This is a genomic window from Aliivibrio sp. S10_S31 (assembly GCF_014694495.1).
Classification (GTDB): domain Bacteria; phylum Pseudomonadota; class Gammaproteobacteria; order Enterobacterales; family Vibrionaceae; genus Aliivibrio; species Aliivibrio fischeri.
The window spans coordinates 130,797-151,561 of the sequence record NZ_JAAUWR010000008.1; the positions used below are offsets into that span (position 1 = coordinate 130,797).

At 37.5% G+C, this 20,765-nt stretch carries 19 protein-coding genes; 7 read left to right on the top strand and 12 right to left on the bottom strand.

Annotation, left to right across the window (positions count from 1 at the left end):
- Window positions 1-24 precede the first annotated feature (24 nt).
- A complete protein-coding gene (locus tag HC728_RS09190; protein WP_190395339.1) occupies window positions 25-1,326 on the bottom strand; it encodes an anaerobic C4-dicarboxylate transporter in 1,302 nt (433 codons plus the stop codon).
- A 330-nt stretch (window positions 1,327-1,656) separates the two neighbouring features.
- Between HC728_RS09190 and HC728_RS09195 the strand changes: the two genes are divergently transcribed.
- Window positions 1,657-2,538 (top strand): LysR substrate-binding domain-containing protein, encoded by an 882-nt coding sequence (locus HC728_RS09195; RefSeq protein ID WP_017018540.1) that lies wholly within the window; start codon window positions 1,657-1,659, stop codon window positions 2,536-2,538.
- Here HC728_RS09195 and HC728_RS09200 read toward each other — a convergent pair.
- Complete coding sequence (locus tag HC728_RS09200) at window positions 2,535-3,209, bottom strand: phosphatase PAP2 family protein (protein ID WP_081300320.1); 675 nt, start codon at window positions 3,207-3,209, stop codon at window positions 2,535-2,537. The two genes, HC728_RS09195 and HC728_RS09200, sit on opposite strands and share 4 nt — an antisense overlap.
- Window positions 3,210-3,608: 399 nt before the next feature.
- On the opposite strand from HC728_RS09200, the gene HC728_RS09205 reads away from it, so the two are divergent.
- The 3 genes from HC728_RS09205 to HC728_RS09215 all read left to right on the top strand — a co-directional run bounded on the left by HC728_RS09205 (window position 3,609) and on the right by HC728_RS09215 (window position 7,000).
- Window positions 3,609-4,928: an outer membrane protein transport protein gene (locus tag HC728_RS09205; RefSeq protein ID WP_190395340.1), complete on the top strand. Its 1,320-nt coding sequence runs from the start codon at window positions 3,609-3,611 to the stop codon at window positions 4,926-4,928.
- 115 nt (window positions 4,929-5,043) lie between these two features.
- Window positions 5,044-5,520 carry a GNAT family N-acetyltransferase gene (locus tag HC728_RS09210; RefSeq protein WP_012533274.1) on the top strand — a complete coding sequence of 159 codons (477 nt, stop codon included), beginning with the start codon at window positions 5,044-5,046 and terminating at the stop codon, window positions 5,518-5,520.
- A gap of 7 nt (window positions 5,521-5,527) precedes the next feature.
- Window positions 5,528-7,000: a phosphatase PAP2 family protein gene (locus HC728_RS09215; RefSeq protein ID WP_017018543.1), complete on the top strand. Its 1,473-nt coding sequence runs from the start codon at window positions 5,528-5,530 to the stop codon at window positions 6,998-7,000.
- Window positions 7,001-7,066: 66 nt separating this feature from the next.
- On the opposite strand, the gene HC728_RS09220 is transcribed toward HC728_RS09215, so the two are convergent.
- From HC728_RS09220 to HC728_RS09230, 3 genes are all read right to left on the bottom strand, one after another.
- On the bottom strand, window positions 7,067-7,762 hold the full coding sequence (locus tag HC728_RS09220) for a tetratricopeptide repeat protein (protein ID WP_012534266.1): 696 nt from the start codon (window positions 7,760-7,762) through the stop codon (window positions 7,067-7,069).
- Window positions 7,763-7,900: 138 nt separating this feature from the next.
- Window positions 7,901-8,776, bottom strand: a complete 876-nt coding sequence (locus HC728_RS09225) for a mechanosensitive ion channel family protein (protein ID WP_190395341.1) — start codon at window positions 8,774-8,776, stop codon at window positions 7,901-7,903.
- A gap of 1 nt (window position 8,777) precedes the next feature.
- A complete protein-coding gene (locus HC728_RS09230; protein WP_017018544.1) occupies window positions 8,778-11,135 on the bottom strand; it encodes an ATP-binding protein in 2,358 nt (785 codons plus the stop codon).
- 239 nt (window positions 11,136-11,374) lie between these two features.
- Between HC728_RS09230 and HC728_RS09235 the strand changes: the two genes are divergently transcribed.
- On the top strand, window positions 11,375-12,400 hold the full coding sequence (locus HC728_RS09235; protein WP_017018545.1) for a tetratricopeptide repeat protein: 1,026 nt from the start codon (window positions 11,375-11,377) through the stop codon (window positions 12,398-12,400).
- Window positions 12,401-12,492: 92 nt separating this feature from the next.
- On the opposite strand, the gene HC728_RS09240 is transcribed toward HC728_RS09235, so the two are convergent.
- The 5 genes from HC728_RS09240 to HC728_RS09260 form a co-directional block, all read right to left on the bottom strand.
- Window positions 12,493-13,155, bottom strand: a complete 663-nt coding sequence (locus HC728_RS09240; protein WP_005419742.1) for a Bax inhibitor-1/YccA family protein — start codon at window positions 13,153-13,155, stop codon at window positions 12,493-12,495.
- A 218-nt stretch (window positions 13,156-13,373) separates the two neighbouring features.
- Window positions 13,374-14,123 carry an amino acid ABC transporter ATP-binding protein gene (locus HC728_RS09245; protein WP_011262110.1) on the bottom strand — a complete coding sequence of 250 codons (750 nt, stop codon included), beginning with the start codon at window positions 14,121-14,123 and terminating at the stop codon, window positions 13,374-13,376.
- 27 nt (window positions 14,124-14,150) lie between these two features.
- A complete protein-coding gene (locus HC728_RS09250) occupies window positions 14,151-15,248 on the bottom strand; it encodes an amino acid ABC transporter permease (protein WP_017018546.1) in 1,098 nt (365 codons plus the stop codon).
- Window positions 15,249-15,250: 2 nt separating this feature from the next.
- Window positions 15,251-16,417 (bottom strand): amino acid ABC transporter permease, encoded by a 1,167-nt coding sequence (locus tag HC728_RS09255; RefSeq protein ID WP_017018547.1) that lies wholly within the window; start codon window positions 16,415-16,417, stop codon window positions 15,251-15,253.
- A 90-nt stretch (window positions 16,418-16,507) separates the two neighbouring features.
- Window positions 16,508-17,536, bottom strand: coding sequence for an amino acid ABC transporter substrate-binding protein (locus HC728_RS09260; RefSeq protein WP_017018548.1), 1,029 nt, complete (start codon window positions 17,534-17,536; stop codon window positions 16,508-16,510).
- 390 nt (window positions 17,537-17,926) lie between these two features.
- On the opposite strand from HC728_RS09260, the gene HC728_RS09265 reads away from it, so the two are divergent.
- Entirely contained in the window at window positions 17,927-18,868 is a 942-nt protein-coding gene (locus tag HC728_RS09265; RefSeq protein ID WP_026029244.1) for a bifunctional precorrin-2 dehydrogenase/sirohydrochlorin ferrochelatase, read from the top strand.
- 8 nt (window positions 18,869-18,876) lie between these two features.
- Window positions 18,877-19,572: a GntR family transcriptional regulator gene (locus HC728_RS09270; RefSeq protein WP_005419735.1), complete on the top strand. Its 696-nt coding sequence runs from the start codon at window positions 18,877-18,879 to the stop codon at window positions 19,570-19,572.
- Here the strand turns inward: HC728_RS09270 and HC728_RS09275 are convergent.
- Together HC728_RS09275 and HC728_RS09280 are read right to left on the bottom strand one after the other, a co-directional pair.
- Window positions 19,556-19,738, bottom strand: coding sequence for a hypothetical protein (locus HC728_RS09275; protein WP_005419734.1), 183 nt, complete (start codon window positions 19,736-19,738; stop codon window positions 19,556-19,558). The two genes, HC728_RS09270 and HC728_RS09275, sit on opposite strands and share 17 nt — an antisense overlap.
- A 113-nt stretch (window positions 19,739-19,851) precedes the next feature.
- A complete protein-coding gene (locus HC728_RS09280) occupies window positions 19,852-20,541 on the bottom strand; it encodes a DUF2786 domain-containing protein (protein WP_005419733.1) in 690 nt (229 codons plus the stop codon).
- Window positions 20,542-20,765 lie beyond the last annotated feature (224 nt).

Sequence of the window (20,765 nt, forward strand, 5' to 3'; positions counted from 1 at the left end):
ATGAAATACGTGTTGTAGTAAGTGTTAAAGCACTGCTGGAGCGAGTAAGAAACCAAAGCCAATGGCAACAATGACACCCGTTAGACCCGGTAACATAAATGGATGATCAAAGATGTTTTTTCCCATTCGAGTTGAGCCTGTTGAATCAAACTCTATAGCCGCAAGAGAGGTAGGGTATGTCGGTAGAACAAACACGCCTGTTACTGCAACGAATGACGCTAAGATCGCCCAGTGTGGAACGTTTAAACTCAGCGCTAAAGGAACGATTAATGGGGTAGTTGCACCTTGTGACATTAATAATGTGCAGGTTCCAAAAAGAACAAGTGATAGCAACATTGGGTAAGAATTAAGTAGAGATCCTGCAAATTCTTTAATCTCAGGAAGGTGAGCATTAACAACGGTTGAGCCCATGGTCACAATACCTAAAATAACCGCTACAGAACTCATTCCTGAACGGAACGTCGTGGTTTTAATAATACGATCTGGGTGAATGTTACACATAGGCACCATTAGACATGCTGCGGCAAACATACTGACAATAATGATGTCTCGTGTCGTCATGATATCGCCACTTGGAAAAGCAGGTCGTAGCGATGGAATAGCGGCATAAAGAACAATGGCACACGTAGCTAATGCAAAAAGAAAAACAGAATATTTAGCTTTAGGATCAATTTCTTTTGCTATGGAAGTAACTTGTTGTTTATCTTCTTTTGGGATTTGTTGATACACCACATCGTCTTTTAATTCACAGCCTTGTCGAGAGGCAACAAACGCCGCAACCATCGCTGCAATGAAAGAAGCTGGTAAGCAGATAGCCATAATTTGTAAGAAGCTGACTCCTGCTGGTTCCATGATTGAAATCATAGCCGCCATAGCCGCAGAGATAGGAGATCCAGAAATTGCAACTTGTGAAGCTACAACTGCGGCAGATAAAGGTCTTGATGGTCTTTCACCAATCTCTTTTGCTACTTCAGAAATAACTGGAAGAGTTGAAAAAACCGTATACCCTGTTCCTGCCATTATCGTCATGCACCAAGTAATGATTGGAGCTAATACATTTATGTATTTTGGGTGGCGGCGCATTAAGTTACCTGCATGATGAACTAGCCATTCCATACCGCCCGCAGCTTGCATGGTTGAAGCAGCAGTCACAACAGACATAATAATAAGAATAACATCAATAGCAGGCGCGCTAGGTTCAAGACCTAATCCAAGCGTTAACACCGCAAGACCAAACCCACCAGCCAAACCAACGCCAAGGCCACCCATTTTTAATCCCCAGTAGATGCAAATTAACACTACTGAGATTTCAATTATTACCGACATAAAACATCCTATTTAAATTTTAAGTAATTGATTTTTTTTTAATTCATCTTGCGATGGATAAGCTAAATAAATCATGTCAGTCGGTATGTGTTTTGTTAAATGCTAAGAATTGTTTCATCATGCCAAATCGGCATAGCTAAATGATAAAAGAGTTGAACTTGATCTCGGTAACTACTTTTTTGATGTTTTTTTTAAACATAAAAGGCAGATAACTCGAAAATTAAAGCGAATATTTAGGGTTTATCGACATTAAATTTTTTTAATAGGAGTGATAATGCAGTTTCGGAATAGTGATAACTATCTCAAATAGAATGCTTGGATGAGGTTGAAATGAATGTAGAAAGTAAATGGTTAGAAGATTTTTTAGTGCTAGCAAAAGTGAAAAATTTCTCACAAGCCGCGGAATTGAGAAATGTCACTCAGCCTGCATTCAGTCGAAGAATTCGTCTATTAGAAGATACCGTAGGTGCTGAATTAGTTGATAGAAAGAGTAAGCCGATAGAGTTAACACCAAGTGGTAAATTATTCCGAATAACCGCAAGAACCTTGGTTAATCAGATTGAAGCTGGCATAAGCCAAATATCAGATTTATCTCAATTAGGTGGAAATGTAGTTCAAATCGCAGCGGCACACTCTTTGGCTACAAGCTTAATACCTAAGATACAACAAGGGTTTAATGAGGGGGATTATAAACCGATTTTAAGTGTTGAAGCCATTGATGTAGATGAAGCGACAAAAGAGTTAAGAGAGGGGGCGTGCGACATATTATTGGCTTTTGATGATGAGATTTTACGTTTACCACCTTATCAATCGCAACTTATAGCAAAAACGGAGCTGTTACCTGTAAGTGCGTGTGATGATGAGGGTAACTCTGTTTATGATTTTGAATCTGGACATTCTGTACCATGGTTAACTTATAGTTCGACATCCTATATGGGGAGACAGGTAGAAATTATAAGAGAGAAAGTGGCGCTAACGCCTATTTTTTCGTCATCAATGACTGATATGTTGAAGATATTAGTCCTGAATAAACAAGGCATCGCGTGGTTGCCCGCTTACAGTATTCAAGAAGAGTTAGCACAGAAAAAAGTCGCAATAATTGGTGATCAATTACTACGACTTCCTATTGAATATTATGCGTATCGTTATCAAGCAAGATTACATCCTGCAGGCGAGAAAGTATGGAGTATCTTATGTAATTTAAATGCTTAATTTACGGTATTACTTACTTGGTGATTATTTTCAAAATTAATATTTGGTACGCAAAATATGAGTAATGAAGCTAAAACAGTTGAAGCCATTAAATCCGTTGGCCAATGCATTCCAAGCCAAATACGACTGAACCCTACACCAACCCCCCAGGTAAGTAATATACCAGCTGTGATGTAATGATTATTTCTCAGTAAAAAACCACCCCAAAACAAAATACAGATAGCAACAAAGATCGTATGACCAGATGGAAACGCATAGTTAGTTTCACCGTGCCATTGTTCGATTCTGGCAGAGCTCACTTTTGAAGCGATACGTTCAATCAATTCATCTTTAAGTGCTGGCTCTAATTGATAAAAACTGGCTGCATTATCGACTAATCCTACTTCTGCTAATGCATAGCTGTATGGACGGGGCACTTCTGTTGCTGATTTTAATCCAGTTTTAAGAGCAAAACTTAACACCAGCAACAAAGCAAATTGCACATATAGCGATGCCAATTTTTTTCTTGGTAGGCGTTTAATTACAGGAATAAGACAAAGAACAAAAGTAGTAACAAGAAAAAATGGATTTCCGGCAGAGTTACTTAAAAAATTGAGTAGTGCATTTACATTTGTTGATAACGGTTCAAATAAGTCAGGTTTTGGTGTTAATAATAAAACGCAAATCATCATTAATGAAAAGAAACCTAGCGCAATGAGTTCGTAAATTCTGTTTTTAGGCGAAAATGAAAAAGTCATAATGAAATCATAGAGTAAATGAGTGGGAGTAGTGTAACTTCCTGAGGCCTAGGCAAGTCAAGCTAAAGTAATAAAAAGGTGATGTAATAGAGTATTCGCTCTATTTGATAACAAAGTCAGTGATTTATATCTCTTTTCTTGATTACATAAATTCTCAAATTTATTAACCATTGTCAGAGCTCCTTTAAATAATCGTCAAAAAAACACTGGTCAGATTTCTGACGATACACATGCTGTTACACTTTTTCCCTAAAAAAATAACACAGCAAATTTCAGACATTTCCTTTTAAATAAAGTTCGGTTTGATTTGTCCAAAGTGGATATAACACAATTATGAATACAACATTTTCGCGTACGCTGCTTGCAACGAGTACTTTATTTATTAGTGCAACATCTATGGCTGGAGGATTTCAAGTAAATGAGCACTCAGCTACAGGTTTAGGTCGAGCATTTGCAGGTGAGGCGGTAATTGCAGATAACGCTTCGGTATTAAGCCGTAATGCGGCGGCGATGACGATGTTTGATAAAGATGCAATCTCTGTCGGTATGACCATAGTTCAACCAGATGTAACAGTGAAAAATGGTACGTATTATCGTCCTGAAGTTGATGTGAATAAACCTATCTTTGGTAACATTACAGCGTCCACTTCATATGAAGCAGTTTCAATGAATGATGTTGATGGTATTGCGGCAACAGCAGTTGTCCCGAATTTTTATTATATACATCCGATTAATGAAAAAATGGCTGTAGGTGTTTCTGCATATTCTAACTTTGGTACAGGAACTGAGTTTAAATCTAATTATGAAGCTCCAATTTTCGGTGGGAAAACCAGTGTTCAAAGTATGAATCTAGGAATGAGCATAGCCTATCGTCTTAATGAACATCTGAGTGTAGGTGGTGGAATAGATGTTATATATGGTGTAGGGGACTTATACCGAGATATTGACGTTAATGTAGGGGCTTCAGTTGGTGGAGCTCCTGTAGGTAATCTTGTATTAAAAGAAAATGCGCTTGATGTTCATGCAACTGGTGTTGGTTTAGGTGCTAATATCGGTATGGTGTATGAATTTGATCAGAAAAATCGTTTTGGATTTAGCTATAAATACAGCCCTGAAATAGAAGCAGAAGGTGATGTATATTATGCACCTTCTGCTTTAACAGGTAAAAATAGCGATAAAATATACCTTCCGTTACCAGATATTGCCGAGTTTTCAGGCTTTCATATGATTACAGATAAAACGGCGATTCATTATAGTATTCAGTGGGTCGGTTGGTCTGCATTTGATACAATCGAAACTGAATACGATACGATTAAAGAGTATCACTGGAAAGATTCTTACCATTATTCTATCGGCGCTACTCATTACCTAAATAACAAATGGATTTTGCGTACGGGTTATATGTACGACCAAACTCCTGTTGATGAGTTAACATCTATTTCTATTCCTGATTCAGATCGTCAGTGGTTTTCTGCTGGGTTTACTTATAATTGGAGCTCAAATACAGCCATTGATTTTGGCTTTACTTATCTAATTGGTGAGGATGTTGAAGTTCATGAGTTCATTGAAGAGTCACTTCCTGCACCAGCGGTTACAGCAACCACACATGCTAATGCGGTGTTGGCAGCTATTCAATTGAGCCATAGTTTCTAAAATAACTCATAAAATTGCTATGCACCTCAATGATTCAAGGCTCTGATTATTCCGAGCCTTTTTTTTGTTTAGTAAACATGCTCTAATTACGCCTCATTTCTTATTTGGTATTTACATGGCTCCAGTTATCCGTCGAGCAAAAGAGATTGATCTCTATTGTTTAAATTCACTGATGTATAAATTGCACGATGAACATCACCAACAATGTCCAGATTTATTCAAAACGGCTTCTGAAATTGAAGAAGAGAAAAGTATCGCTCGATACTTAGACGACCCTGAATGCATGGTATATGTGGCGGAAATGAATGACGTTATTATTGGGTTTATTACTGGTCATTTTTGCGAATTAATTTCAACGGTGAGTAAACCAGTAATGATGGCAACCATAGATGAATTATATATTGAAAAAGAATATCGACGCGAAGGTGTTGCTGAGCAATTAATGATGCGAATAGAACAAGAATTAAAAGATTATGGCGTAAAAGAAATTTTTGTAGAAGTGTGGGATTTTAATAAAGGGGCATTGGAATTCTATAATAAACAAGGATTGCATGATCATATTCATTATTTACGTAAGCCATTGAATAGGTAATATAAGAATGAAAATGCCACTATTTAACATATTTGTATTCATTTTATCGCTATTTTCAATGCACAGCGCATTAGCTAATATTGTTCAACCAAAAGGTGCCGTATGCGTTATTGGTGATGGCAGTCATGTCGTTTTAGTTGAAGAGTTAATCACGGGAAAATTATCACTGCCAGGTGGAACCATTGATAAAGATCGAGGTGAAACACCTCAAGAGGCAGCAGAAAGAGAAGTATGGGAAGAAACGGGATTAGTTGTTACGGCTAAAGAACTGCTTATCGAGGATGAAACAGCAGCAATATTTCGTTGTGTAAGTGAATCCGATATTGTTGCGTTTGATCTAGAAACCATTAATGGCTTATTTCGTATACCTTCGTGGTTTGCTCCTCATTACGGTATAGAAACTGAAGCTGTCTATTTAAGTGAAGTCTATAAGATCCCAGAAAATAAATATCGTTATCCGGGACAATTACCGTTATTACAACAATGGTCTTTAGATACAGCGAGCGCAGAAAATAAAATATTGTGGGTAACCAATCTTGTAGATCAAGCTCCTAAAGTTCATCAGTTTGAATTAGATTTACTCTCGTCACTTCGCGCGAAAATAGATCAATTACCGCAAGTGGTCACGCTGAGTGTTAAAACGATATTCACCTTAATTAACGAAACTGGCAAGGAAGGCTTCTTCTACTTTTTCGTTATTATAGCGTTGGTTTATTTTGGTCGAAATTCGGCTTTAACCTTATTGTTTGGCATTATTTTATCGATAGTTTTGACAGGGTTGGCAAAGCAAGGTTTAGGTTTACCTCGTCCTTTTGTGTATATACCGCAATTGCAATTAACTGAAGCCGTTGGTTTTGGTATGCCAAGTATGCACAGTATGTTATCTGTTGTGATTTACGGTACTTTTTATTTAATTTTAAAAAGATTACCACTCTCAGAAAAAATATTAAAACGGTACGCATGCATTTTCATTATTCTAATAATAGGACAATCAATTGCTCGAGTTTGGCTCGGTGTTCATTTTGTCTCTGATGCCATTGTTGGTTTGTGTTTGGGTGGAATGGTTTTCTATCATTTCTCAAATATGCAGAAAAAACATGGTGATTTATTATACAAAGTGATTGGGGGGTTACATTTTTGGCTACTGCTAAGTGTGGTTATTAGTGGTATCGCGTTTGTTATGGCGTATGTTAATTACCTATATGCTGCAGCAATATGCTGGGGTGTCGTCGCTGCGATTATGTGTTCTAAACCTAAAGTTATTACGGATGTAAAAGTAAAATTAGTTACATTGATAACCATTGTATTGAGTGTAATGCTTGCGAGATATGGCGTGAGTTATTTACTAACGCAAGTTGAAGCGAGTAGTCTGAATGTGTTGGTAATTAGAACTATTGGTAATTTTACCGTTATTTTTGGCCTATTTGTTTATGCCGCATGGTTGCCTAAGGTAATCGAAAATAAGTTCGTTAAACGATAATTCAAAAGGCCACATCAGTGAATCACTGATGTGGCCTTGTTTGTCTGCTTATCTTATGGTTATAAATTAGCTGTTATGTTGTTCTAACCATTCAAGTGCTTCATTTTGAACTTTAATGCGTTTATTTTTACTTAGCTTTTTCCCGGTATAGTCACGGTACTTGTCTGCGTCTGGGAAGTTTTTTTCAGCAGCAAGGTTAAACCAAAAATACGCTTTGCTCATGTCTTGTTTAACTTCTTTATTGTTCGTGTATAAGAAACCAAGATTACGCATCGCTGTAGCATTACCTAATTCAGCTGCTTGAATATACAGTAACTCTGCTTGGTGAGTATTTTGAACAAGTCCTTTTCCATGAAGATATAAGTCTGCAAGGTTATTCATTGCATTACTGTTGTTTTCTTCAATTGCTTTGTTATACCAATCAATAGATGTGGAATACTTTTCTTCAGATTCGTAGATTTTTCCAAGGTTATAGTAAGCCATAGAGCTTTGGTTTGCTGCGGCTTTCAAAAAATACTGGGTAGCAAGCTGTGTGTTTGCTTCAGTACCAATCCCTTTTGCATAAATAGTTCCAATTTTGTTTTGGGCTTCAATAGAACCATTATTAGCAGCACTGGTTAACCAAGTAATTGCTTCTTTATAGTTATCTTGATTTAAGTAAGCTGTGCCTTTTAGATAGTCACTATGAGCTTCACTGTTAGCTAGAACAAAAGGTGAGCATAATGAAGCAGATATAACTAACGATTTTAAAAGTATTTTCATTACATAACCAACGAGTTAACAAAATATTATTGTTTGTATGTTAGCAATAAAAGCACAGTACGGCGAGCGATAAGTGAATGTCGAAGAAGAGAAAAGAGATAGGTAGCACGAATAATCATGCTACCTTTGATTGAAGAACTATTTGTTTTGAACGGCAATGGCTGGTGGGAATATGTCTGATTTTCTGAATTCTTGCATAACACGCAAGGTGATATCCGTTTCGAACAGCTTTTCAAAATTAATGTCTACCACATAAGCCTTACAAGTTAATTGAATGGCTAAATAATTATCTGTAATGGTTTGTTTCACTAACACAACCACAGGCTTAGGTAAGTGGATATAACGACTAGAAGAGGCTGCTTCTTGAATAATATCTCTTGCGGTATTAATGTCTTGGTCCATACCAATATAAAATGGAATGACAACTTGCATATCTAACGCACCATAGTTACCACTTACGGCAACTTCATTTAAGAATTTGTTGTTAGGGATAGTAATAATGTCATCGTTTAGAGTTTGCATTCGAACAGAACGTAAACCGATAGCGATAATATCCCCATAATTTCCTTCAAATGTTACACGATCACCTACTTGGAAAGGGCGATCAATCATTACCGTTAACCCAGCGATGAATGATGCCGTTAAGTCTTTCAGTGCAAAACCAACAGAGACAGCAATCGTACCACCAATCAGTGCTAATACTCGTTCATCAACGCGGAAGCTAAGCATGAAAACAGCCATACCCGTTGACATATAAATGAAGAATTGAAAGAAAGATTGCAGTTTTTGCATCAACATTCGACGTTGAGCAAATTGACTACTTATTCCATCTACAATGGATTGGGTAAAGCGCAACAGTAACCAAGCAACAAAGACAATAACAAATGAGAAAGCAACACCGCTCCAACGAATTAGACTGGCGAACTGCTGTAAGTTGTCGATGGATTGTGCTTCTTCGGCAAATGCAAGCGAACCAAATCCGAGCGTTATAAAAAATATAAAAATACGAAGCATATTATTTCACCAATAAATGTTGACGATGAAGAACATTAGTAATGTGACGGAACCAGTGATCGGAGATCCTTGCTTTATCATCACTCCATTCAATGTAGCCACGACTTTGGAAATAACGAAGTGTACTGATAACTTCAGCCATACTTAAGCGGCTACAATCACATACATCGGCAGGAGAGGCGACCTCCAACTGTACAATTGATCTAAGCACCGCCAACATAGGTTTTGGCATGGTTTCTAAATCATCAGAGTGTGGCGCTCTAAATAAACGAACCAAAATTGCATCAGTGTCTTTATCACGGTGAAGTGATAGTCTAAAGAAGCGAAGAGCTACCGTAGGGTTACCATCAGAGTAATCCCAAAGAATACGATAGAATCCATTTCTCGCTCGTTCTTCTTCGGTTAAGTTCTCTTCATCCCACTGTCTTGGTAGTACTAAACCATCAAATGAAATCGTTGGTTGGTTTTCAGATAACGTAATTCGCGATTCTAATAATTGGCCAATTTGCTTTTCATCCCATTTAGGCATAAAAGTGACTAAATCAAATAGTAATCGTTCACCACGAGCGCGATCAATAAAGCGCCAGCACGATTTTTCAATAGCCAGTACCACTCGGTGACTTTTACGAGCTCGGCGCAATAAATTAGTCAGCTTCATTAAATCGGCTAAGCCATTCACTTTGGGTTTTACTAACCGTTGCGCACTATCAAATGCAAGCAGATAACAAGTATCGCTGTTACGTAGGTATTGAAGAATATCACGCTCACTTGATTCTTCATCTAGCCCTAATTGTTTTGCCAGCTCAGGAAGCAAAGCAGAATAGCCATCGTATGGGCAATTAATATAAATCGGTGTCGCGTTTTTTACTTTATTTAAAATACGATTAAGAAGGGTAGTTGTACCTACACCACGTTCACCAGATAGCACGCATACCGCAGGACTTTCGGTTAATAAGTAACGTGAAAGAGCGGACATTTCATCTTTAGCATAGTCTTCAATAAGCTCTGAATCTTCAGAACCAGGAGCAATGTAATCAAAAGCTGCCGTACCTTTAACACGAACAAGATTGGATTGCTCACGTGCTACTTCGGTTTGTTTGGCAACTTCAATTCTAAATAGGTAGGCTAAAGCGTGGCTAAAAGCGGCATATTGCGATAATAAAGCAATGATCGAATGTTGAAGCGCACGCCAAGATAACCAAGCAGCACCACAAGCGGTAGCAGCAATTGAGATTAAAAAGGTATTTTTATTTCGTATTGCCCATTGGATCGATATCGGAACAGGTTCGACACGCTCGATTCTTTCGAAAACCGTTGGTTTCCATTTTCTTAATGTATGAATAGTAAGAAGTATAAAAAATAAATAAACCAGAGAATTTATCCACGCATAGATCGTTCCTTGTCCTAATGTACGTGATGATATTTGCAAAATAACGCCAGCAACAATTATCCCCCAAACATAGTGACGGATGGTTGAGAGTCGCAAAGCGATAATCTCTTTTTTATTGTGCTTACTATTACGATAAATAAATTCAAGAATAAGGCTGACGGCAATAGAACCACCTAAAATCCACCAAGTGAATATTTCTAAGAATATTAAATGCTGTAAGCTCGGTAATGTAGATACAATTCGTAACGTTACCGTGATTAATAATAACCAAGCAATTGCTTTATGTGCACGAGTTAAATACCAAATCGTTCTGATAAAGAAATTCGGTTTACTTGTAGTATTTTCTAGTTTTGATGTTTTGAAATCATTAATAAGTCGAGTGCTGTTTTTCATCCACCAACTAAAAATAAAGAACACAAAAAGGACTTTAAAAATGACACTAATAATAGGAACTGGTGAAATAGTTAAATCTTTTAATAAGCTTTTAAAGCTACGAATTTGGTAATGGAGATAATATTCAATATTAAGTTGGGTAATCGACAATTCAGAGTAAAATTGAGTTACACCATAAGGGCCAAAACCAGTTAATTGCTCTCGTGTTGTGGTGTCCGTTAGTTTAAGCAATTGTTCTTTACTTAGGTTTAGTGAAGTAAGAGATTGGTGAACGTTTTCTACAGCTATCCAGTTTTCATTACTGCTGTCATTTCGATAAGCCGTTAATGCCTCTTTAAGACTCGCAGCATGCTTTTTTTGCTGCAGAATAGTAGTGGAAAGCAGACGTTTTACTTGAGCATAATCGTTATTGGAAAAAAAATGCTGTTCAGGAAGTGCACGAATATCCGCCTCAATATTTGTCGCTTGAGCGCTAATCTCTATTGGTTGATTATCAATGAGATCCCAATTGGCAAAACTGAGCTGAGAGAATATCAACAAAAAAGTAAATAAAACGTAACGATAGAGTTCTTTCATACTAACCAAATAAATAATAATTTTAATTATACCTTAGCTAACTTATTGAAAAAAACCAGTCACAAAGCTAGGAATATTGAATAAAAAACGAATATGTTTTGTTTATTTAAATTTGTCGCATTTTTTTGTAAAAAGTGGCCTTAATTACCATTTTGTCGACAGGTATTCGTTCTCATTCAGAACAAAAATCATTAGAATAAGGCCTCAAAAAAACGTATTCCTTTTTCGATGATATAGATATGTATTGGTTCTTATTTTTCGGTAGTGTTGTGTGCCTCGTTTTGATGGTTTTACACTTCCAAACTACAGAAAAGAAAAAAAAGTTAACGATTCGACAAAATCAACAAAGTAGTCATAAATCTCCCGTTGCTCCGTTTGATGACGAAGCGGATAAAAAGGACAAAATTCAACGAGCGAAAAACGGAAATATTACAGCTCAGCTAGCTTTAGGTGCTGATCTTGAATTGGTCGATCAAAATGGAGCGATTAAGTGGTACTTGAAAGCGGCAGAACAAAATAGCCAACAAGCCTTTTATGCTCTAGTGCGCTTATATGATGATAATTATGATGACCCTGAAGCAACAGAAAAGTCTGATTATTGGGCGGCTAGACTGGGTGATAGCCAAGGTGATATCAGTGCATCTTTAACTCTAGGTAAGTTGTACCTCACAGGCTCTGGGTGTGAGAAAAATATAGAGCTTGGGACGAAAACAATTACAAAGTTGGCACTGCAAAATCATTTAGAGTCTCAGCTGTTTTTGGCGCAATGGTATCAAAAGCAACAAGATGGACATCCTGAAGGGTTTTATTGGATGTTAAAAGCGGCTTATCAAGACGATCCTAAGGCAATGACAACAGTAAGCTCTTGTTATTACCATGGAATAGGGACGCAGAAAAACGTTTATAAGGCAATTTACTGGGCAGAACGTGGTGGTGAGCTTAAAGCGCCTGAATCACAATATAGAGCGGCTCAATATAACCAAAAGGTATCTTCATCGCATAATGCAGTTGCTTATATTTGGGCTTATTTAGCGGTAGCGAACCATAATGAAGATGCACATGATTTAAAGAATGAGCTAGAAGCAATACTGCCTTTAGAGAACTTATTAAGCATTCAAAATGTAGCGAGAAAGCTGCATGGTTTGATGGAAGAAAAACCAGTAAAGAAACATTCAGTGATTAAGTTACTAAATAAATTCTACGTGAGAGAAAATTATTTCCCACCAGAAGATATTGATGATGAATGTGCTATGTATGTGAATTAATACCCAGTTTCTGTGATTGGTACAATAATAGAAACCTTAGATACAAAAATGCCAGTCGATTGACTGGCATTTTTTTTATTCGATATTATCGATTAATCATCACGCATGATACCAAGAATGCTTAGTAGGCTGATGAAGATATTGTAGATAGAAACATACAACGTAATCGTTGCTGAGATGTAGTTTGTTTCACCACCACGAATGATTGATTGTGTTGTTAGCAAGATTGCACCCGTTGAGAACAGGATAAACATACCGCTCATAGCTAGGTGTAATAATGGCATTTGTAGGAAGATGTTCGCTACCATACCAATTAATAGAACAACAAAACCAGCCAGTAACACACCGTTAAGGAACGATAGGTCACGCTTAGTTGTTAGTGCATAAGCAGATGCTGCCATGAAAGAAAGCGCAGTACCACCAAGTGCAGTTAAGATCACATCACCCATACCTGCACCAATGTACATGTTAAGGATTGGACCAATGGTGTAGCCTAAGAAGCCTGTAAATAAGAACGTAAATACAAGACCCATGTTGTTGTTACGGTTCTTTTCCGTTAAGAAAAGTAGGCCGTAGAAGCCAACAAGCATGATGATAATACCCGGGCGAGGTAGGTTCATTGCCATTGAAACACCAGCAACTACCGCAGACCAAAGTAGTGTCATTGATAATAAGAAATAAGTATTACGTAATACTTTGTTAGTTTGTAGAGCCGACTCTTGTGTATGAGTTTGGCTGAACATTTGATTATTCATCGTATTCCCCTTGGAATGTACTGACATAATTATATAGACAGTTATGGCGCTTATAGTTCCAAAAATCAAGATAGAATTGACTTTCGGTTTGAATTAATTGAGCTGGAAACCATTTTACATCAGTACATTAACTTAGCAGATGTAGTTTGTAAGCATCTGTAACAAAAAGCAGTAATCAAACGATCACTGCTTTAACTTGAGGATTTAGTATTTAAAAGTTAATGATGCAAGATCTGACTTAAGAACAATTGAGTTCGATCTGATTGTGGGTTTTCAAAGAAATCGACAGGATTATTCTCTTCTATGATCTCACCGGCATCCATAAATATCACTCTATCTGCCACTTCTTTAGCAAAGCCCATCTCGTGTGTAACACACAGCATTGTCATGCCTTCACTTGCTAGCTCAACCATTACATCTAATACTTCTCGAACCATTTCAGGGTCAAGTGCTGATGTTGGTTCATCAAATAGCATCACTTGTGGATTCATACATAATGATCGGGCGATAGCAACACGCTGTTGTTGTCCACCAGAGAGTTGCCCGGGGTATTTATCTGCTTGATCTGGTATCTTTACACGCTCAAGATATTGCATTGCTAGAGCTTCAGCCTCTGCTTTTGGCATTTTCTTCACCCAAATAGGTGCGAGAGTACAGTTTTCTAGCACCGTTAGATGAGGGAAGAGATTAAAGTGTTGAAAACACATTCCAACTTCTTTTCTTACCGCTTCAATGTTCTTAAGATCTTCTGTTAATTCTGTACCAGAAACAAAGATGTGTCCTCTTTGGTGCTCTTCTAATCGGTTAATACAGCGGATCATTGTTGATTTTCCAGAACCAGAAGGTCCACAAATAACGATCTTTTCGCCTTTTTTAACCTTTAAGTTAATGTTTTTTAAAACATGAAATTGACCATACCATTTGTTCATGTCTTCTAGTTGGATCATATAATCTTGTTGATTTTCCATAATTGCTACTTCCTTGAATTCTGTTAATTATCGCTTGTGACCTGTATGAAGTTTATTTTCTAAGTAGATGGAGTATCTCGACATAGAGAAACAGAACACCCAGAAAACCAAAGCGACGAAGACATAACTTTCTGTTGAAAACCCAAGCCATTCAGGGTCGGTGTTTGCGGCTTGGCCAATACCTAGCACATCAAACATACCGATAATAAGAACCAGACTGGTATCCTTAAATAGACCGATAAAGGTATTCACAATGGAAGGGATCGTAATTTTCAATGCTTGCGGCAAAATGATTAAACGCATCTTTTTCCAGTATCCTAAACCAAGTGCGTCTGCAGCCTCGTATTGGCCTTTTGGAATCGCTTGTAACCCACCTCTGACAACTTCTGCCATGTAAGCGGCACTAAATAGAACAACACCAATTAATGCTCTAAAGAGTTTATCTAGTTCCATTCCCTCTGATAAAAATAGCGGAAGCATCACAGAAGCCATGAAAAGCACGGTAATGAGTGGTACACCACGCCAGATTTCGATATACACCGTACACATACTTCGAATGATAGGCATTTCTGAACGTCGACCAAGTGCCAGTGCAACACCAATAGGAAGAGAAACGACAATACCTACAATGGCAATTACGAGAGTTATTAGTAATCCGCCCCATAAGTGAGTGTCTACAACCGGTAAGCCAAAAACACCGCCATAAAGAAGAAAGGCTGCAAAGATAGGAAAAATATTTACAAAAACTAACCAAATCGCAAATTTCTTTGGTGTGTGTTCATAAGCTAGTAGTGCAACGAAAATTGCTAATAACCCATAAAATAGCTGTGGACGCCACAATTCATCATTAGGATAAAAACCATACATGAATTGGTCCCAGCGAACGCTTATCATCACCCAACAAGCGCCTTCACTAGAACAGGCATCACGGGTTGTGCCAATCCAATCAGCATTAATTAAGCCCCAAGAAATCACATTCCATAACCCGATGATTGCAAGGTAAGCGATAATAAGAGTTAGAATGGAGTTAATTGGGCCATTAAATAAATGTTTTTTAAGCCAAGTTACTGCACCAACGGTATTAGCTGGTGGTGGTAAATCTGGCTGAAATTGATGTGTACTCATAATTACCTCTCAACCAATGCCACTTTGCTGTTGTAAATATTCATCAAAAATGAGGTTAATAGGCTTAGTGTTAGATACACCGCCATGGTCATTGTGATGATCTCAATGGCTTGTCCTGTTTGGTTTAATGTTGTTCCTGCAAAAACAGAAACCAGATCAGGATAACCAATTGCCATTGCAAGGGAGGAGTTTTTAGTTAAATTTAAATATTGGCTCGTTAGAGGTGGAATGATGATTCGCATCGCTTGCGGGATAACGACCAATTTAAGGGTACGTTTTCTTGGTAAACCAAGTGCTATCGCTGCTTCTGTTTGACCATGGCTCACGGCATTGATACCCGAACGAACAATTTCAGCAATAAAAGAGGCGGTATATACACTAAGAGCAACGACCAATGCCGCTAATTCAGGAATGATGCTAATACCACCACGGAAGTTGAATCCTTTTAATTCTGGATATTCAATAGATATTGGCATTCCAGAAATAAAATAGGCTAAAGTGGGTAAACCAAACAGAGCAAGAAGAGAGTAACGTAATACCGGTGTTTGTTGCCCTGTTAGGCGTTGTTTGTTTTTTGCCCATTTTGATAAGAATAAAATAAATACAATCGCAGTAATAACAGCGATACCAATTAAGTTCGAACCTTCTTCGAAAATAGGGCTTGGAAAAAATAAACCACGAACGTTTAAAAAGACACTTTCACCTAAACTCAAACTTTGTCTAGGAGAGGGAAGCGCTTGTAAGACGGCGAAATACCAAAAGAAAATTTGTAATAAAAGAGGGATATTTCGGAAAGTCTCAATATAAACTGCGGCACATCGACTAACTAGCCAGTTACTTGAGAGTCGTGCGATACCAATAGTAAAGCCCAAAACGGTAGCAAATAAAATACCGAGAACAGACACAAGAGCGGTGTTTAATAATCCGACAACAAAAGTGCGACCATAACTGTATGTTTCATCGTACTCCACTAAAGAAAGACCGATACCAAAGCCGGCTTCTTGATCTAAAAAGCCAAGGCCAGTTGCGATACCACGAGATTCTAAATTGGATAATGCATTGTTAACTATGGTGTAAAAGAAAAAGACAAGTGCAGCAACGGCTATCACTTGAAATAAAATCGCACGAAATGTTGGATTATATAAGATGTTTTTATTTTTAGATGACATACAACTACAACCTTAAATCCATTTATTAAAAGGGGTGAAGACTCACCCCATAAATTGTGTTTTTATATTTATAATTAGACTATGAGTTGATTAACGAATGGGTGCCGCATACATAAAGCCACCGGCATTCCAAAGTGCATTGACGCCACGAGAGATTTGTAATGGAGAACCTTCACCTACGGTACGTTCAAAACTTTCACCATAGTTGCCCACTTGTTTCACTACTTGGTATCCCCAATCGTCACGAATTCCCAATCCTTTGCCTTTTGGTCCATCAACACCAAGAATACGTTTAATGTTAGGATCTTTTGATTTCAGCATTTGGTCAGCGTTTTTAGAGCTGATACCGTATTCTTCAGCATTGATCATGGCATTTAAAACCCATTTATTAATGTTGAACCATTGATCATCCCCTTGGCGAACTACCGGACCTAAGGGTTCTTTTGAGATTATTTCTGGTAAAACTTGAGCGGTTTTAGGGTCTTTTAAATTAAGGCGTAGGGCATAGAGACCGGATTGGTCTGTAGTAAGGACATCACAACGTCCAGCATCAAAACCTTTAGATGTTTGTGCTGCAGTATCAAAAACCACAGGCTTGTATTCCATATTATTATTACGGAAGTAGTCAGCAAGGTTTAACTCGGTAGTTGTACCTGATTGAACACAAACCGATGCGCCATCAAGCTCTTTTGCACTCGTTAATCCAAGTTCTTTCTTCACCATGAAGCCTTGACCATCATAGTAATTTACACCGACAAAATTTAGGCCTAAAGAAGTGTCTCGGTGTAAAGTCCATGTAGTGTTACGAGAAAGCACATCAATCTCGCCTGACTGTAGAGCTGTAAATCGCTCTTTGGCTGTTAAAGGTACGTATTTTACTTTAGATTTATCACCTAGTACGGCAGCAGCGACGGCTTGACAGAATTCAACGTCGATACCTTCCCATTCACCTTTTGAGTTAGGGTTTGAAAAACCAGGTAAACCAGTACTCACACCACATTGTAAATATCCATTTTTTTGAACTTTTTCTAATGTTCCACTTGCAGCGAGTGCTGGAGCCGATAAAAGTGCCGCAGAAGTAGCAATAGCAGCAAACAGTGTATTTGTTTTAAATTTCATCTGTGTTCTTCCTTGTTGTGCGTAATTTAGCTGGCTTATCTCAATCTATTGTGTTGAGTTAGCCGTTAGATAGAACGATTGCTTTATTTTTTAAGCAACTGTATTTAAAGATAACTAAAGGTTAACAATTTGTGAAATTCAAGATAATGTAAAAACCAGTTGATCTATCGGTTTATTTTTATGTTTATTGGTGATAAACACTGCTTTTTTGATTTTATATGGTCATAGTGATCAGGTCTAATGAGTGTATTTGTTGTAAAATTGTTAATTGCTATGGATTTTGAATGTGTTAACTAAACAATCATGGTTTACTGAATGCATACCTTATTTTTTAAAATCAAGGTATATTAAAGCTGTATATTCAAAGAGATATTAAGGAAGCGGATTGTAATGAGATATTTTCCCATGTTTATGGATATTAAAAAGCGACCAGTATTGGTTGTTGGTGGTGGTGAAGTAGCCTGTCGTAAGATAGATATGTTGCTGCAAGCTGAGGCAAGTATTACCGTTGTCGCACCATCAATTAAAGCTTATTTAATGAAGTACGTAGAAGAAGGGAAGCTTGAATATATAAAGGGTTTTTATCATAAAAACTTATTAAGTAATGATTATGTACAAGTATGGGCAACAACAGACAATTCAGATTTAAATCACCAAGTACATGCTGATGCGCATGACGTTGGCGTTCCGGTGAATGTTGTTGATGATACGGAATATTGTGATTTTATAACGCCATCAATGGTCAATCGAGGTCGTGTTCAGGTCGCTATTTCAAGTGGTGGAGCATCTCCGGTATTGATCCGAATTATTAGAGAACAGCTTGAAACTCAGTTATCAACAAAAGTTTCCATGTTAGCGGACTTTGGTGCTGATAAGCGAAATCTTATTAAACAGCATTTTAAAACTGTTGATGAGAGAAGAAAATTTTGGGAAACCTTTTTGCGATTGCCCGAAATCGAGAAGATAAATACTCGAAATGAATTAGAAGAATTATTTCAACAAGCATTAACGACTGATGTTCAAATTAAGTCTGAACGGAATTGGATTGAGTATAATTCGGATACTGAAATGCTGACTCTAAAAGCACTGCGATTAATGCAGCAAGCAGAATGGGTTATTGCTTTTGAAAGTTGTCCTGCTGAATTCATTGAGCTTTGCCGTCGTGATGCGGAACGTATTTATATTCGCTCTGAAAAAGAGATGGCGGATTATTTGGATAAAGCAAACGCTGAAAACATCCGAGTGACCATTTTAGTGAAAAAAGGCCAATTATTCAGTGATTCAAATATTCAGCATTATTTAGCAAATGATGTATATGTTCCTACATTATAGGTTTATTAATGCAGTATTTAACGATTAAAGATGCAATAGAAGAGCAAATTGATACTGGCATGTTTGAGGCTGGACAAAAGTTGCCTTCAGAAAGAACGCTAGCTGAAACATTTTCTACAACACGCATTACACTACGTGAAGCCCTGAATCATTTAGCCTTATCAGGTAGAATATACAAAGAAGAGCGTAGAGGCTGGTTTGTATCAACGGCTAAGCTAATGTTTAATCCTATGCAATGTATTGATATTGCGGAGGCGTGTAAGGAGCAGAAAAGAAACTGCCGAATTGAGGCGCTTTCTTCTCATCGATTGTTAGCAACAAAAGAAATGCTGACCGTTTTAAAGTTGTCTCCATTTTCTTACGTCAAACAACAAGTTTCTCTTATCCATATTGATGGAAGAAGGGTGGCGGTTCAGTACCGATATATTCCAGAGGAAATGACGACATTATTAAGTCATGACGAACAAACGGACGTACTAACTCAATTATTGAATAGCTTTGAATATGATTCGGAAAAACATGAGATCGAGGTAGGGATTATTCCTGCGTCTCAGCTTGAATCTGATGCATTGAATTTAAGTTCTGGAAGTATGTTGTTATCGATCAATCAAGTTGCCTGTAACAAAAGTCAGACTCCTTTTCTATTACAGACAATTCGTTGTTGCCACGATGCGATTAATTTGAAAATTAGCCAAACTGCTTAATTTGTTCAATTAATTCATTTTCAGTTACGGGCTCTGAATCTAATTCAAAAAACGCTTCAGCTCCGCCTTTTAGCATATAAACTTGGGTACCACAGTGATCATAGTGGTACCACTTTCCATCAATACACACATCCGTATAGCATTTTGGGTTTCTTAGTAATGTCATAATTGCTCCTTGCAACATTTGCTTAACAACTTAAAGGTATCGTGCAATCTAGAGCATTCGTTTGATTTAAATCAAAGCAACATCAACTTTTTAACAAATTTGCTACCAAAGTATTACTTCAGAAGTTTTGGAGCTTGCGCACCTGCGACAGGGCGGTTAACTGAAATAGTTCGACCTTTCTTTAAACCTTTTTCGTAATCAGCAGTAATATTAGCCATCGCCTCTTTTAATTGCTGTTTAAACGTTTCGCGGTCTATATTTTTGAATTCTTTATCAATGTAGTCATTAATTTTGTTTGCTGAGTCTTCATCAGGGGCGATCACAGGTAATTTTTCTAATGCACCTTCAATCCAGCCTGCTAAAAATGAATTTACACGTTTAGTGACTTCTAACTGTCCTGTGCCCGTTCCTGCAAAGCTGTTTTTAAATTGTCCCGTTTGTTCATTCATTTCACGATAAACGATGTCAAATGCGAAAGCTGCAAAAATAGCACGATCTGCCGAGCCGATGAATTCAACTTTCTTTAAGCCTTTATGATTAAGTAATACGGCTTCGACACCAAAACGGGTATTAATACCACGGATGATTTTTAATATATTGCTGCCTACATTAGCAGGAAGCAGATGGATACTTTGTGTCTTACCCATCTTGATAAATTCGATGTCATCTTTTTCAAGGCCATACTTAAGCATAAGGCGATGAGCCATTTTTATGGCTTGAGCGGCTTCATTCACATTTGCTGAATTACCGAGCTCAAGACATTTAGCTATCTTTTTAAGGGCCTTTTGCTTTGTTGATGACATGACTTTACCTTTCTTTTTTTCGGGGGCGATATTCTACCTTTCTCTGCTAGGTTTTGAAAGAAATAGAGTGAAATGATAAGTAGGAAAGTTCAGGCGTTAATGTGTATTTTAATGATGCAGATCACTATGTAATTACCATGTTTCCGAATGTGTGATTTGTGGTTTATTGTGTTTGTAAATTTTTGATTTTCAAAAATTAAATCTAATATTGCTCTGTGTGGATA

What these genes read in the sequence shown, in the direction of transcription:
- HC728_RS09255 (WP_017018547.1), bottom strand. Translation starts at nt 16,417, where the DNA reads ATGTCATCTAAAAATAAAAACATCTTATATAATCCAACATTTCGTGCG.
- HC728_RS09195 (WP_017018540.1), top strand. Translation starts at nt 1,657, where the DNA reads ATGAATGTAGAAAGTAAATGGTTAGAAGATTTTTTAGTGCTAGCAAAA.
- HC728_RS09200 (WP_081300320.1), bottom strand. Translation starts at nt 3,209, where the DNA reads ATGATGATTTGCGTTTTATTATTAACACCAAAACCTGACTTATTTGAA.
- HC728_RS09235 (WP_017018545.1), top strand. Translation starts at nt 11,375, where the DNA reads ATGTATTGGTTCTTATTTTTCGGTAGTGTTGTGTGCCTCGTTTTGATG.
- HC728_RS09260 (WP_017018548.1), bottom strand. Translation starts at nt 17,536, where the DNA reads ATGAAATTTAAAACAAATACACTGTTTGCTGCTATTGCTACTTCTGCG.
- HC728_RS09240 (WP_005419742.1), bottom strand. Translation starts at nt 13,155, where the DNA reads ATGAATAATCAAATGTTCAGCCAAACTCATACACAAGAGTCGGCTCTA.
- HC728_RS09280 (WP_005419733.1), bottom strand. Translation starts at nt 20,541, where the DNA reads ATGTCATCAACAAAGCAAAAGGCCCTTAAAAAGATAGCTAAATGTCTT.
- HC728_RS09215 (WP_017018543.1), top strand. Translation starts at nt 5,528, where the DNA reads ATGAAAATGCCACTATTTAACATATTTGTATTCATTTTATCGCTATTT.
- HC728_RS09270 (WP_005419735.1), top strand. Translation starts at nt 18,877, where the DNA reads ATGCAGTATTTAACGATTAAAGATGCAATAGAAGAGCAAATTGATACT.
- HC728_RS09225 (WP_190395341.1), bottom strand. Translation starts at nt 8,776, where the DNA reads ATGCTTCGTATTTTTATATTTTTTATAACGCTCGGATTTGGTTCGCTT.
- HC728_RS09190 (WP_190395339.1), bottom strand. Translation starts at nt 1,326, where the DNA reads ATGTCGGTAATAATTGAAATCTCAGTAGTGTTAATTTGCATCTACTGG.
- HC728_RS09250 (WP_017018546.1), bottom strand. Translation starts at nt 15,248, where the DNA reads ATGAGTACACATCAATTTCAGCCAGATTTACCACCACCAGCTAATACC.
- HC728_RS09210 (WP_012533274.1), top strand. Translation starts at nt 5,044, where the DNA reads ATGGCTCCAGTTATCCGTCGAGCAAAAGAGATTGATCTCTATTGTTTA.
- HC728_RS09220 (WP_012534266.1), bottom strand. Translation starts at nt 7,762, where the DNA reads ATGAAAATACTTTTAAAATCGTTAGTTATATCTGCTTCATTATGCTCA.
- HC728_RS09275 (WP_005419734.1), bottom strand. Translation starts at nt 19,738, where the DNA reads ATGACATTACTAAGAAACCCAAAATGCTATACGGATGTGTGTATTGAT.
- HC728_RS09245 (WP_011262110.1), bottom strand. Translation starts at nt 14,123, where the DNA reads ATGGAAAATCAACAAGATTATATGATCCAACTAGAAGACATGAACAAA.
- HC728_RS09265 (WP_026029244.1), top strand. Translation starts at nt 17,927, where the DNA reads ATGAGATATTTTCCCATGTTTATGGATATTAAAAAGCGACCAGTATTG.
- HC728_RS09230 (WP_017018544.1), bottom strand. Translation starts at nt 11,135, where the DNA reads ATGAAAGAACTCTATCGTTACGTTTTATTTACTTTTTTGTTGATATTC.
- HC728_RS09205 (WP_190395340.1), top strand. Translation starts at nt 3,609, where the DNA reads ATGAATACAACATTTTCGCGTACGCTGCTTGCAACGAGTACTTTATTT.